At 47.5% G+C, this 14,230-nt stretch carries 12 protein-coding genes; 8 read left to right on the plus strand and 4 right to left on the minus strand.

Annotated elements, in window-relative coordinates:
* Window positions 1–34 precede the first annotated feature (34 nt).
* Entirely contained in the window at window positions 35–547 is a 513-nt protein-coding gene (locus DRW41_RS04265; RefSeq protein ID WP_115450697.1) for a DUF3231 family protein, read from the minus strand.
* Window positions 548–800: 253 nt separating this feature from the next.
* Between DRW41_RS04265 and coaW the strand changes: the two genes are divergently transcribed.
* Both coaW and selB read left to right on the plus strand, forming a co-directional pair.
* On the plus strand, window positions 801–1,616 hold the full coding sequence (gene coaW / locus DRW41_RS04270) for a type II pantothenate kinase (protein ID WP_115450698.1): 816 nt from the start codon (window positions 801–803) through the stop codon (window positions 1,614–1,616).
* An 81-nt stretch (window positions 1,617–1,697) separates the two neighbouring features.
* Complete coding sequence (gene selB, locus DRW41_RS04275; protein ID WP_115450699.1) at window positions 1,698–3,581, plus strand: selenocysteine-specific translation elongation factor; 1,884 nt, start codon at window positions 1,698–1,700, stop codon at window positions 3,579–3,581.
* Window positions 3,582–3,721: 140 nt separating this feature from the next.
* Here the strand turns inward: selB and DRW41_RS04280 are convergent, their stop codons facing one another.
* On the minus strand, window positions 3,722–4,795 hold the full coding sequence (locus DRW41_RS04280; protein ID WP_115450700.1) for an AI-2E family transporter: 1,074 nt from the start codon (window positions 4,793–4,795) through the stop codon (window positions 3,722–3,724).
* Between the two features lie 231 nt (window positions 4,796–5,026).
* On the opposite strand from DRW41_RS04280, the gene DRW41_RS04285 reads away from it, so the two are divergent.
* The 4 genes from DRW41_RS04285 (at window position 5,027) to DRW41_RS04305 (ending at window position 10,703) form a co-directional block, all read left to right on the plus strand.
* Window positions 5,027–5,488 (plus strand): MarR family winged helix-turn-helix transcriptional regulator, encoded by a 462-nt coding sequence (locus DRW41_RS04285; protein WP_245959329.1) that lies wholly within the window; start codon window positions 5,027–5,029, stop codon window positions 5,486–5,488.
* Window positions 5,489–5,491: 3 nt separating this feature from the next.
* Window positions 5,492–8,647, plus strand: coding sequence for an MMPL family transporter (locus DRW41_RS04290; RefSeq protein WP_115450701.1), 3,156 nt, complete (start codon window positions 5,492–5,494; stop codon window positions 8,645–8,647).
* A gap of 428 nt (window positions 8,648–9,075) precedes the next feature.
* Entirely contained in the window at window positions 9,076–10,287 is a 1,212-nt protein-coding gene (locus DRW41_RS04300; RefSeq protein WP_222928824.1) for a nuclease-related domain-containing protein, read from the plus strand.
* Between the two features lie 59 nt (window positions 10,288–10,346).
* A complete protein-coding gene (locus tag DRW41_RS04305) occupies window positions 10,347–10,703 on the plus strand; it encodes a hydrolase (RefSeq protein WP_115450704.1) in 357 nt (118 codons plus the stop codon).
* Between the two features lie 148 nt (window positions 10,704–10,851).
* On the opposite strand, the gene DRW41_RS04310 is transcribed toward DRW41_RS04305, so the two are convergent.
* Window positions 10,852–11,601, minus strand: a complete 750-nt coding sequence (locus DRW41_RS04310) for a TPM domain-containing protein (RefSeq protein ID WP_115450705.1) — start codon at window positions 11,599–11,601, stop codon at window positions 10,852–10,854.
* Window positions 11,601–12,179, minus strand: a complete 579-nt coding sequence (locus DRW41_RS04315; RefSeq protein WP_115450706.1) for a LemA family protein — start codon at window positions 12,177–12,179, stop codon at window positions 11,601–11,603. The genes DRW41_RS04310 and DRW41_RS04315 overlap by 1 nt, the downstream gene beginning before the upstream one ends.
* 302 nt (window positions 12,180–12,481) lie before the next feature.
* Here DRW41_RS04315 and DRW41_RS04320 point away from each other — a divergent pair, with 302 nt between their 5' ends.
* Together DRW41_RS04320 and cdaS are read left to right on the plus strand one after the other, a co-directional pair.
* A complete protein-coding gene (locus tag DRW41_RS04320; protein WP_115450707.1) occupies window positions 12,482–13,120 on the plus strand; it encodes a DedA family protein in 639 nt (212 codons plus the stop codon).
* A 358-nt stretch (window positions 13,121–13,478) separates the two neighbouring features.
* Window positions 13,479–14,099, plus strand: coding sequence for a sporulation-specific diadenylate cyclase CdaS (gene cdaS / locus DRW41_RS04325; protein ID WP_115450708.1), 621 nt, complete (start codon window positions 13,479–13,481; stop codon window positions 14,097–14,099).
* The last annotated feature ends 131 nt before the right edge of the window (window positions 14,100–14,230 follow it).

Consider the following 14,230-nt stretch of genomic DNA (forward strand, 5'->3'; position numbering starts at 1 on the left):
CCTTTTTTGATGATCTTATCTTGAAAACCCATCTTTATTCTTCAGCCGGCTTTTGCATATGCAGAGGAGGGGGGACCAGCCAGCCTTTTTCTTTGTTGAGCCTTAAGTAACGGGCGGCTTGCTGGGCCTTTGTCATATGGAACTCGCCGAACAGCATCGCGATATCTTCCCTAATGCAATTTCCCATTGCGCCGCTGCACATCACTAATCCAGCGGCAAGATTCGCCGACGCCGCGTAGGATATTTCGTTGTCCATGAACCTCGCGCCGGGAGGGATGCTCTCCAAATCCGCCAACGGCCTCTCAGGCGGAGTAGGCGGCAGCCCAACACCATTTTCCTTCAAAATTTCCTCAACCCGTTTTTCTTCGTTTTGGCAAGTCTGGATCGATTCCTCGATAAGATGCTTTAAGTCCTTATCACCAATATGGTTCAAAAACGTCTGGTACGCTGCCTTCATTGCCTTGCTGCCGGCCAAATAGGACCAAAGCGAATACACTTCACCATAATGCAGCGGTTCTGATTGCGGGTTTCCGCTCAATATTCCCATGTTTAAACACTTCCTTTTTAAAAATTTAGCAATTGCCTGCTTGCATAGTATCCCTTCAATGGAAAAAATCATCCTGTTATTCGGTAAGATGGTGCATTACCAGCGAAAAAGAATATCGGAAATAACCAACTTTACAGGAGATTGCAAATTTAAAACTTAAATTCTGCTATGAAAAGTGCCAGGCACGCAAAGATGGTTTTTCCAATAAATTCTTCTATAATAAAGGGAAGCCAATACGGAAGTGGGGGATAGGATGGAGAAGGGCAGGATTGGGATTGACGCGGGCGGTACGCTCGTAAAGATAGCTTATGAGGAAAGTGGAAGAATAAAGTATCGAAAGACCGGATACAAAGAAGCGAAAGAGCTGCTTGCCTGGTTAAAGCTTATCGCCCCGGGGGCCACTCCTTCGGTTACGGGTGGAAGGGCCAAATGGGTAAAAGAACATTTCTTTCCGGACGCAATGCTTGTCCCTGAATTCGAGGCGGTTTGTTCTGGTGCTGATATTCTTCGCCGAGAGGAAGAAAACAGCGCGGCGGGTCAATTTTTGCTTGTGAATATCGGGACAGGAACATCCATATTCATCGCCGGGGAAGGAAAGTGCGATCGGGTAGGGGGAAGCGGCCTTGGCGGCGGAACGTTGACCGGGCTTGGAAGCCTCCTTTCGGGAACAGATGAGTTTTCCGAGCTTGTCGGCATGGCGGCCGTTGGGTCCAGGCAAACGGTTGATTTATTAGTGAAGGATATATATGGAGGCGGGGATGAACCTTTGAACGGCGACATGACAGCCGCCAATTTTGCTAAGGGCAAAGGTGCCGGAAAGGATGATCTCGCCGCCGCGATTATCAATATGATCGCAGAAACCCTGGTGCTCCTGGCCTCACAGATTGCCCTGGCCAGAAAGATTGAGTCCATAATATATGCCGGCAGCACTCTGGCCGGGAACGCGCCATTAAAGGCAGCCCTTTCCGCCTATACAGAAGCGGTTGGCCTGAAACCGGTTTTCTTTGGAAACGGGGAATATTGCGGTGCGCTAGGCGCGCTCATGGCAGGTGCCGCAACGTCCAACTAACCAGACCATAAAAAGAGTTGCTTGAACAAACCAGCCAATTCCGTCAGAATAAAGAAAGAATGGTTGAAGAAGGTGGCTACTTTGGAAAAAAGGTTTTTTACAATCGGAATGGCGGGCCATATCGACCACGGGAAAACGTCGCTTACAAAAGCACTGACCAACGTCGATACAGATCGCCTGAAAGAAGAAAAGGAACGGCAAATTTCTATCGAGCTGGGCTTTGCCCCTCTTTATGAAGATAACGAAATCCAAATCTCTGTAATCGATGTGCCCGGCCATGAACGGTTCATTAGGCAGATGATAGCCGGGGTTGCGGGAATCGACCTTGTTGTCCTTGTTGTTGCCGCGGATGAAGGTGTCATGCCGCAGACAAGGGAGCATCTCGATATTCTCGGGTTCCTCGGAATTAAAAACGGCATCGTCGCAATCTCCAAGATGGACCGGGTTGAAGAGGAATTCATCGAGCTCGTAAAGGATGACATCATGGAAGAATTGCAAGGCACCGTTTTTGAAAACGCGCCATTCATGCTTGTTGATTCGCTTTCGAAAAAAGGCATTGATGAACTGAAGGAAATGATTATCTCCACACTGAAGGAACAGGAAATGCGCGATGCGCGCGGAGCTTTCAGGCTGCCAATTGACCAGGTGTTCACTGTAAAGGGGCAGGGGACGGTCGTCCGCGGCACGGTTTATGAAGGGGCTGTCGAAGAGGGGCAGGCTCTGATGATCATGCCGAAAGGGATTGAAGTCCGAGCGAGGCAGCTTCAGGTACACCATAAACCTGCACAAAAGGCATACGCAGGGCAAAGGGCGGCCATCAATTTGTCCGGGGTCACAAAGGAAGACCTTGAGCGCGGGGATGTCCTCGTTTCTTCCGAGCATTTCATTGTGTCAAAAACGCTTGATGTCGCCATCCGTGTCGTGGAAGACCTCGATCATATGGTGAAACAGCGGATGCCTATAAAACTACATATCGGGACAGCGGAAGTGATGGGGAGGATTGTCTTTTTTGACAGGAATGAATTAAAGGAAGAATCCGGCGAAATCCTGTGCCAGCTGCGGCTTGAAGAGGAAGTGCTCACGAAGCGAGGCGACAGGTTCATCCTCCGCCGCCCAAGCCCCCAGGAAACGATTGGCGGCGGCTGGGTCATTGATCCGCGCGGCAATAAGTATCGGTTCGGGAATGAGACAATCGAGGAATTGGAGAAAAAGAAGGCAGGCAAACCAAAGGAACGGATTGCCGCTGCCCTCTATGAAGCCAAAAGCCTTGGGTTTAACGAGCTAATCAAACGGACAGCGCTTGACAGCGAAACGCTCGCGGGGGAACTTGAGGACGAAAGCTTCCTTCTATACAACGGCAAGGAATACACGCTTCTCCAGCTGGTCGATTCAATCGAGGAGGATATGTACGACAGGCTCCAGGACTACCACCAGCAGTATCCGATGAAACAGGGTTTGAATAAAGCCGAGCTCCTCCAATCGATGAACAAATCATTCCCTCGCGCCCTTCTTGATTTTGTGGTGGAAAACGCGATTGGCAAAGGGGATTTCAAACGGAACGGCCAGTTCGTATCGCATGCAGGCTTTGCCCCGCATGTACCGAAAAACTGGCAAAAACGTGCGGAGAACCTTGCCGATGAATTGAAAAAGGATGGCCTTCAAGTCAAATATCTAGCGGACTATTTTTCAGTAGCGGGAATCCCCGACGCACTCGCTGGAGATCTGGAGAGATTCCTTGAGGAAACAGGGCAGGTTGTGCCGCTTGATGGGCAGTATTATTACCATGGAGAGATTTTTGATAAAGCCGTCCAGACGCTAAAGGAAAACACCGGTTCCGAGTTCGAAGTCGGTGCCGCGAAGGATGCGCTGGGGCTCTCAAGGAAGTACATGATTCCTTTCCTTGAACGGCTAGACGCCAAGGGGCTCACAAAACGCGTTGATAACAAGCGCGTCTGGCAGAAATAATCCGTTCCTTCGGGCCACTAAAAAAGAATTGGTGCCAGAACAGCAGTGGCCAGGCCATCTTTCAGTTAATAAAAGAAATTCCATCTAGATTTTATAGTTAAAAACGCGCCGGGAATGTTTCCTGGCCCGTTTTACGTCTGCTAGATTGCCTTTTTGATTTTTTTCAAATTATAAAACTTGCGGATGTTGTTGAATGTGACCTTAAGAACCGAGAATAATGGAATTGAAATAATGACGCCGATCGCCCCGTAAAGAGAGCCCGCGACGAGCAGGACGAGGATGACAGTCAGCGGATGGAGGTTTAGCTTGTTGCTCATAACCCTCGGCGTAATCAGGTTGCCTTCAAGCTGCTGGACGACGAACATGACCAATAGGACTTTTATAACAAGGCCAGGTCCATCCATGAGCGCGATAAATACAGCCGGGATGATTCCGATGATTGGCCCAAGGAACGGGACGACTGCCACGCACATGGCAAATAGCGCGAGCAGTAGGGCGTTGTCGAGCCCGATGAGCAGATACCCGGCATACAGCATGATTCCGTCCGCCACCGCGATGATGAACTGCCCAATAATATAAGAAGATAGGGTTTTGTCGATATCCCGGAGGATTTTCCTTCCTTCGTCCTTCCGATCGGTTGGCAGGTGGCGAAGCAATGCCGGCTGAAGCCGTTCCCCGTCCCGCAATAAGTAGAAGACAATAAAGGGAACGACGGAGAGGACCAACACAATCCCCGCAATTGCGGAGACGACTTTGCCGATATTTTTTTCGGCTGCCTTAAAAAATTCCCCCACCATGCTCTTGGCTTTCGATTGGATATTATCCACGGATTGTTTCGCTTTTTCATTATCTTCCACTAATTTCTTTGATTCGTCCGTGACTTCGGCAACCTTTGAAGGAAGATGGCTGCTGATTTCCTTAACTTGGCCGGCGATTTTTGGGCCAGCAAAATGGAAGAAGGCGAACCCGATTGCGAAAATAAACAGGAATACTGCCAGGATGCTTGGGGTCGTGGGCATAAATTTTTCCAAAAGGCGCACGAGCGGCCGCAATATATAATACAGGAAGCCGGATAGTAGCATGGGTAAAAAGATGGTGGCGATCAGTTTTTTGAACGGCCAGACAAAATAATCGATTTTGCCGAGCAGGAAAATAATCAATAATAACAGGATTGCGGCTGTCGCATACCTGAAGAATGGTTTCTCAATCCACATAAAATTCCTCCGTGTTCTCTCTATTCCTATGCTTTTCCCAATTTAGGCATGGCGGTAAACAAAAAAGCCGCATTCGTTTCTGGTATCCCTGTTGTATGAAAAAGAGGAGCTGGCAATTTTTCTTAAAAAATGCCTTGGCCCCTTCTTGACAATCTTACTGGGAAAAAATATAGTTATACAGGTGAATAGTTAAAGTGTTTAACTAATTCTCGGAAGGGGCGTGGAAGCGCATTGGAAAAACAGGCAATCCAGGAACTGATTGACCGGTATATCGACGTCTCGTTCACGGTCAATAAAAAAGCGGAGATGATGATTAAAGGGCAAATTGGCAGCGATTTAACGAATGACCAGCATTATGTGCTGCGTTATATCCGCAAAAAAGGGGAGTGCACTTCGACGGAACTGGCGGAGGTGTTTGGTGTCAATAAAAGCGCGATTACCGCGATAATCACGAGGCTGACCGACAAAGGCCTTGTGAAAAGGACACGTGATGAAGGGGACAGGCGGATAGTTTACCTGGCGCTGACGGATGAAGGAATCAACCTTTTTGAGAATGCCGAGCAGCGGATTCACGCACTCGTCGAAAAGATGATCACTAAATTTGAACAGGAAGAAATTACGGCTTTTATTAATACGTATGAAAAATTGCTAGGCATTCTAACTGAACTGGAGTCCAACCAACTGGGGGAATAGCAGATGAGATATATTTTAAAATATAAGTGGCTGGTTCTTGCCGTATGGGCCGCAATTATTGCTACCCTTGTCATGATTGCACCGAACATGGAGTCGCTTGTCAGGGAAAAGGGCCAGATCGCTGTTCCGGAAGGGTATTCTTCAACCCTTGCCGGAAAAATATTGAGCGACAGCCAAAAAGAAGCGAAAGCCGGGCATGAAACTCAAGTGGCACTTGTTTTCCACAGTGATAAAAAGCTGACGGACGCCGATTTCGCCGAGGCGGAAAAAGCTGTGACGAAACTTAAGGATCAAAAGGCGGAACTTGGGGTCACGGAGGTTTTGTCTCATTTTAAGGAGGAATCCTTGAAGGACCAGCTCGTTTCGAAAGATGGAAAAACGATTCTCGTTTCTGTAAAAGTGGATGTGAAGGACAGGGAACCGGCCCAGGTCACAAAATCGCTATATAAAGCCCTCGATGGCGTAAAGCTCGGCTACTTCTATACATCCAGCTGGATGATTGGCGACGATCTTGTGACAAATTCCCAAGAAGGATTGAAAAAAACCGAATCAATTACCGTTGTGTTCATCCTCGCGGTTCTTCTGATCGTGTTCAGGTCCGTGCTTGCACCGGTCATCCCGTTGATTGCGGTCGGAATCAGCTACATGGCCTCCCAGTCGATTGTCGCGATTCTGGTAGATAAAGTTGACTTTCCTTTATCGACTTTTACACAAATTTTTCTCGTGGCGGTTTTGTTCGGGATTGGAACAGATTACTGCATCCTGCTTATGAGCCGGTTTAAGGAAGAATTGCAGCATCACGATTCAGCCGCTGAGGCGGTTATAAGCACTTACCGCACGGCGGGCAAGACGGTATTTTTCAGTGCGCTTGCCGTAATGGTCGGGTTCGCATCAATCGGTTTCTCCGAATTCGTGCTTTATCAATCGGCAGCTGCCGTGGCAGTAGGGGTAGCGGTATTGATGCTGGCGCTTCTGACTGTTGTGCCGTTTTTCATGGCATTGTTCGGAAAAAAATTGTTCTGGCCGGCAAAAGGGAAGCTTGAGCACAAGGACAGCCGGATTTGGGGCGTTGCAGGGAAATTCGCGCTCGCGCGTCCGTTGATCGCCCTGTTGATTGTATTGGGTATTTCAGTCCCATTCCTTTTAACGTATGATGGCAAGCTGTCGTTCAACTCTCTTGAGGAAATCGGCGACAATTTCAATTCGATCAAGGCGTTCGACATCATCGCGGATGGTTTCGGCCCTGGCGAATCAATGCCGGCCCAGATTGTTATCAAAAATGACGAGCCAATGGACCAGCCGGAATACCTGGCGCTTGCTGATAAAATAAGCCAGGAAGTTGCCAAGGTGAAAAATGTGAAAACCGTCCGGTCGGTAACACAGCCGACAGGCGAACCGATTGACGATTTATATATTTCCTCACAGGCGAAATCTCTTGGCGAAGGGCTCGGCAAAGGAAATGATGGAATCAAGCAAATCAGCGGCGGATTGTCCGACGCGGAAAAGCAGCTAGCCGCCTCTGGGCCTAAGCTGAAGCAGACAACCGAAGGCATTTCCGGATTGGTTTCCGGTACAAATGATTTGAAAAATGGGCTTGGCCAGGTGAAAGCCGGCCTCGCAAAAGTAGAAGATGGCATCCGACAGGGTTCTGCTGGTTCCGAACAGCTTCGTTCCGGACTCGCGGACGTTAAGGCGAAATCGGAAAAAATCCTTGAAGGTAATAAGAAACTTCTGCAAGGCTATAAAGATGCCGGCGCTGGAGTGGGCGAGCTTCAAAAGCAATATGAAGGCATCGCAGCAGGGCTTTCCGGTTTGAAGGGTACAATCGCTGAGGCTACCGTCTTTGTCGATGAGCTTGGAAAAAATCCGGCAACCGCCATGGATCCGAATTATGCGAAAGTGAAGGAAAAAGTCATGACTGCGATGGTGATGGCGGAAAAACTTGAAGTCGGACTTAATACGCTAAACGGTGAACTTGCGAAAGTTCAGTCCGGGATTGTAGCGGCGAATGGCGGTATGGCCGAACTGATTGCCGGACAGGAAAAATTGGTAGCTGGCATGGGCCAGCTGGTTGATGGAATTACAAAACAACAGGCGGGCCTCGACCAGCTCGCGAACGGCCAGGGCCAAATCGTCGGGAACTTCTCCAAGCTGACAGGCGGTTTGGACAGCATCAACGACGGTCAGCTTCAGCTATTGAATGGCTTTAAACAGCTTGACGGCCAAATGGGCGAGCTGAGTGATGGCCTTGGAAAAGGTGCGGATGGCCTTAATGAAGTAGCTAAAGGGCTTGAGCAGGCGCAAAGCTATCTTGGCGATGTATCGAAGCAAAAGCAAAACGGCTTCTATGTACCGGAAGAAGCGCTCGCAAGCGGAGAATTCGACCAGGCGCTCGATGCTTACATGTCGCCTGACCGGAAAGTCATGACGATGGATGTCGTGTTTAACGTGAATCCATACTCCAACGATGCGATTCAATCAGTAGATCCATTGAAACAGGCCGTTAAGCGGGTTGTAAAAGGAACAGGACTCGAAAACGCGCAAATCGCTGTTGGCGGGGTTTCCAGCATGCATAGTGACCTTGATACGATTTCGAAGCAGGATTATTCACGGACAGTCGTCTTCATGTTATCAGGCATATTCCTGATTTTGCTGCTGCTGTTCCGTTCTGTCATCATGCCAATCTACCTGATCGGTTCGCTTGTACTGACATATTACACATCAATGGCAATTTCTGAATCCATTTTTGTTAATATCCTAGGATACACGGGCATCAGCTGGGCGGTTCCGTTCTTCGCCTTCGTCATCCTTGTCGCGCTTGGCATCGACTACAGCATCTTCCTTATGGATCGGTTCAGCGAGTATAAAAATTTGCGTATCGAGGATGCGATTCTCGAAGCGATGAAGAGAATGGGCACAGTCATCATTTCGGCTGCTGTCATCCTTGGCGGTACGTTTGCGGCGATGATGCCATCCGGCGTGCTGTCGCTACTGCAAATCGCGACCATCCTGATGATCGGGCTTGTGCTATATTCACTATTTGTCCTGCCATTGTTTGTTCCAGTCATGGTAAAAACATTCGGCGAAGCGAACTGGTGGCCATTTAAGCGTAAAAGCGAAACAGTGCTCGTTGAAGGCGGGCAGACGCTGAATAAATAAGTTTCGTTAGGCCGCTGTGCCCCTTTTCGGGGACGGCGGTTTTTTATGTCGTGGAGTTATGGACTGTTTTAAGTGCGAGTTGCCGAAGGCCAGCCAGTTGAAAAAATAGAGCTATGTTTCGGAGAGGGTGCTCTAATTAACCGGCAGTTCGTTCAAAAGGGTTACAAACAAGCTGCCGAAGGGCCAACCAGTTTAGGAGACTGCGCTGTGATTGAGTGGGTGGATTTTTTAACTGGGGTTTCGTTCACTCAGGATTTGCATGCGAGTTGCGGAAGGGCCAACCAGTTTAAAAGGCAGATGCCCTGTTTTGAAGCGTGTGCTCCTATAAAACTGGCAGTTTGTTCACCTATTGCAACCTTGGAGGGGTAGTTAACCCTGGGGCAGGGAGTGGAAAAAGTGACGAAAATGTGACAAATCCGGATATCGTGGTGGAAAACCCGGATAAGTGGCTCGAAAACCCGGATAAGTGCTTCGAAAACCCGGATAAGTGCTTCGAAAACCCGGATAAGTGCCTCGGAAACCCGGATATTTTTTCCCCAAATAAAAACAGTCCCGAAAAGTTCACGAATGAACCTCCAATTCGGCAGGAATTTACAAAAAACGCTAGAATTGTAACGGAAAGAAAGGAGGATTTTAGTTTGATCGCATTGGAAAGAGCAATTCCACTTATCATTTTGATGCTCGAGGCGCTTTTAAGGAGGCTGCCGGGCGGCCATCCAAAGAGAAAGGACATTGAGGAATCGTTACGGACCCAAAAAGCGGGTTATAACGGTGAAAAATCGGTTGATTATTACCTAAATTTCCTCGACCAGGAAAAGTTCATGATTTTCAAAGGATTGCGGCTCAACAACAACGGATTCTTTTTTCAAATTGACACACTTTTAATCACCCCGTTCTTTGCATTGATTCTCGAAATCAAAAATTGGGGTGGGGAAATCCATTTTGAGAAAAATTTCTGTCAGGTATTTCAGGAGAAGGATGGGAAAACAGCGACATACACTAACCCGGTATCACAAGCAAAGCTGCAGACGCGCAATTTACGAGAGTGGCTCAAAAATCATAACTTCCCGGACATCCCGATTGAATTCCTTGTCGTAATGAGCAACAATACTTCGAAGCTGAAAGCCGACCCTGGCTACTACGAAGTTTTTAAAAAAGTCACTCTCGCCATACGCCTCATAGAAAAAGTATCTGAAATTGAAAAGAGCCACAAACAGATGGTACTGGAATCGAAAGCAATGAAAAAAGTAATGAAGGTGATCCTCCAGCAACACATGCCACACCGTCCCGATATTCTAAAAAACTTCACCATTTCCACTACTGAAATCCTTTCAGGCATCATTTGCCCCAAATGCTTATCATTCACAATGAAATTTCATTATAGAAAAAGCTATTGCGACCGATGTGGTGAAATATCGCAAACCGCCCATTTGGAGGCAATCCAGGATTATTTTCTATTAATTTCTCCTTATCTTACAAATTCTGAATTGAAGCGGTTTCTAAACCTTCCGAAACCGGATCAGGCATACAACCTCCTCACCTCCTTGAATTTTCCTTTTACAGGCACAAAAAGAGGCCGCGTCTACTATCAGCCCCCAAACTGGCAACCCGACATGTTGCTCCCCCAGCGAAAAGATTAAATGTTCCCAAAAGTGGTAAAGGACAGTAAAGTAGATTCCGTTGAACAGGAGATGAAACCATGCTGGACAACTCGCAGGAAAAGAAAATGTATTTCGTTGATATCAAAACTGGGGAAATTACCATGGAACCGACCGCGGAAAACACGTTTACGGTAATCGCTGATGAGCAGGAAATCCAGGATTTGCGCGAACTGTTTGAGGAAAATTACGATGCCGACAAGCGGGGGTATTTGCGGACACATTTACCATGGCAGCAGTACCATGGATTTTCCGACGGGGAAAATAAAGATTACGACAGATCGATTGAACTCATTTATGCGATGATTTACCGGCTTGGGGACGCCGAGGCCAGAAAGCATATCGATGAGATGGGCATCTTGAAAGAACAGAATTATGATAATGAGGATTTCCGTTGATAAACTTGAACATGAAAACCTTTTAAAAAGCTGTTCCTTGTTGGGGGCAGCTTTTTCATGTCTCGTACCGAGAATTTACGGGGCGAAAAACTTGAACTAAAAAACCGCCCGGTTGCCCGGACGGGGAAACAAGAATAGTATTAGCAAATCACCAGCCTCGGCCTGCGCCACCGCCCCCGGATGAACCGCCGCCACCGCCGCGGGGTCCTCCGCCACCGCCACCGCCTCCACCACGTCCAATCATAGAGAGGAGGAGGAAGGTGAACGTACCTCGGAAGAAAACCATATCGACAATTATGAACCCGACAACAAGCAGGATGATCAGCCATTCAGGAAGGCCGCCCGATTTCTCGGAAGACGGCTGGCCGCTGTTGGGATCGCCGCCAGTTTCTTCGCTGATGACTTCGGTTCCAATCGCCTGGTACGTTTTGATGACTGCCTGGTTTGGCTTCCCTAGCTCAAGGTTGGGAATCGCATACGTATCCAGGATTCGGCCCGCTTTGCCGTCGGGGATAATCCCCTCAAGGCCGTAACCTACTTCAATCCAGATTTTCTTGTCCTTTAACGCAAGGACGAGGAGAACGCCATTATCCTTTTCGGCGCTGCCAAGCTTGTATTTCCGGAAAGCTTCGTTCGCATAGCCTTGAATATCACGGCCGCCAAGGGAGTTAACGGTCAGGACGCCAACCTGGGCCCCGCCCGTGCTGTCTTCGATTTGCCGGCCCCAGCCAATCAGCTGCTGCTCCTCGGCCTGGCTTAACACGTCGGCGAAATCCTGGACGTAAATATCTCCCCGCGGTTCCGGGATTTTATCGCCGGCAGCGTAGGCCCCCGAGCTGCCGCCAAGCAGAAACAGGACAAGCAGCGCAAGTAAGGCTGAGGCCTTTGCCGTTTTCATTACCCATTGCCTCCGAAGTCAACTTCAGGCGCTTCCTGGGCACGCGGGTCTGCGCGGAAATATTCTTTTTCATCAAAGCCGGTAATCGACGCGACGATTGCACCAGGGAATCGTTTTACCTTTTTATTAAAGACAGCGACTTGATCGTTGTAATCCTTGCGGGCGACTGCGATGCGGTTTTCTGTCCCGGCAAGTTCATCCATCAGCTGCCTGAACTGCGCGTCGGCTTTCAGGTTCGGATAATTCTCGACGACAACAAGCAAGCGGCTCAAAGCACCCGACAATTCCGCATTGGCGGTCGCCTCTTCTTCAGGCGACCTTGCGCCGGCAAGACGCGCGCGGGCATCCGAAATTGCTTTAATTGTTTCTTTTTCATGAGCCGCGTAGCCTTTAACCGTGTTTACTAAGTTTGGTATCAGATCCAGCCTTCTCTGCAGCTGGTTTTCAATTTGTGCGTAGGATTGGTCGACGTTTTCCTCTGCATTGACAAAACCGTTGTAGCTGGACATCAGCATGACGCCAAGCACGACGATAATGCCAAGGATGACGATCCATGTTCCCTTAAAGCCTCTTCCCATTTCCGACACTCCTAACCTTTAATATATATACGTGTATGTTCCCTCGGGGTTGTTGGTTTTAAACCCTCGGCAATTGTACCGCCGGCTCCCCGGATGTTCAAGTATACGGTACTACCTTCAGGTAAGTTTCATTTCATTTGACTTTTCCGTCCATTTTTTAAAAAATAACCACCATTCCGATTGCCCAAAAAAATTGGTTATTGCCAGAACGGCTTATTGATAATATAGTTAAATTGGAGAAGATTGGGGACAGACTCGCAGCGTGAAGGATCATCACAGATAACCGGGGGAGGAAGTGCCCGATGCAGCAAGTAATGGCTTTTATGAATGAATACGGCTATTGGTTTCTCTTCATGGCCATGGCGACAGGAATGATCATCCTTCCTTTGCCTTTGGAAGCAATCATGGGTTATTCTGGCTACCTTTCATTTGAAGGGGATTTGGACTGGTTTACCTGTGTCCTCGCCGCGACGGCCGGGACTTTCCTTGGCATGATTGTGAATTATTGGATTGGCAAGAAACTTGGCTATGGATTTTTTAAAAAATACGGCCATTACTTTTTCCTGAAACCAAAAACCTTGGATAAACTATCCGACTGGTTTTTAAAATATGGCAACAAGCTGTTGATTATCGTCTTCTTCGTCCCAGGTGCCCGCCACGCAATCGGTTTTTTTGCCGGCATCACCAAATTTCCGGCAAGGACGTATGCGATTTGCACGGCCCTTGGATCAGTCATTTGGGTTACTCCCTTCATTGTAATAGGTAAAATGATTGGCCCGGGCTGGATGCTCTACCATGAAGAGGTGAAAAAATTTCTCTTCACGAGCAGTATCGTCCTTATTATTGCGTTTCTTATATTCTATCTGGCGGGAAAAACGAGCACGCGCGTTTCCGATTTCGGCTTCAGGATTAGAAGGAAACTTTCCAAGCTGCTCCGCTAAGGCGGTCGGAGTTGAACTTAACCTTAAATACTGCTTGAAGAAGCTTATGGATTTGATGCCGTAAGGTGCTGTTACATCTAGTAAGCCAAGCGGTTACCTATAAAAGCTTTTAAAAGAAAAAGGCTCTGTATTTTACGGGCCTTTTTCTTTTGCATAGAATCCGCTCTAGGGTTGCCAAGCGATACATCCTTTCTAGTATAGGCAGCACGATTTTTACTATTTCACAGTGCTCATCTCCTTTTTAAAAGGCGAATAATAAAGGTTATTGTAGAAAAACATAAGGTAGTATTTGTATTTATAATCCAGCCTTCGATTTCATTATCCATTTAAAAAAGTAACGACAAAAAGAGGTGCCGTTGTGAACCGGGATAATTGCGACTTTTCACCGATGAAACAATTGTTAAAAAAGGATATAAGCCAAGTTATTACCGCCTTACAGAGCAGCTTAGAAACAATGGATAATGAAAATTATTGCCTTCTGGGGAATTTTGAAAAAATCAAAAATCAATTTATCCAAGTCGAAATGACCGCAGCTTCGTTTTATTTAAACTGCTATTTGTCTCCGTTTACGGATAAATATCCGGAATTATCAATCTGTGTGCAAAATTTGTCTGGCAGGAAACATGGCGGTTTAATTATTGTTAAACGGGAAGATTCCCTTGAGTCTTTAATTCATCCTGGAGTTTCGATAGGGGCGGAATTGAGCCATTCTTTATTAGAATCAATCTTTTATCCAGGAAACCCTTTACATGATGGGGCTGTTTTGGTTAGTCAAAATCATATTGTTTCCGCTGCCAATGTCCTCCCGCTTTCAGACAGATATGTTGGAGATAAAAAACTGGGGACACGCCATCGGGCCGCCCTGGGACTATCAGAAAAAAGTGACGCTCTCATACTTGTTGTATCTGAGGAGACAGGCAGAATTTCGTTTGCTTTTAATGGAAGTTTACATCCAGTCACAACAGGAGACATTCTTTGAAGTCAAAACCTTGATTTTTCCTTATCAAATGGAGAAATGTAATATGTATTTCAGCGATTAATTTTGGCTAGGACTTGATTTTGAAAATCTTATCTTCTTCCACTCAAAAGAGTGCAACCATTTAAGGACTT

It is taken from the genome of Neobacillus piezotolerans, assembly GCF_003362805.1.
Taxonomy (GTDB): domain Bacteria; phylum Bacillota; class Bacilli; order Bacillales; family Cytobacillaceae; genus Bacillus_D; species Bacillus_D piezotolerans.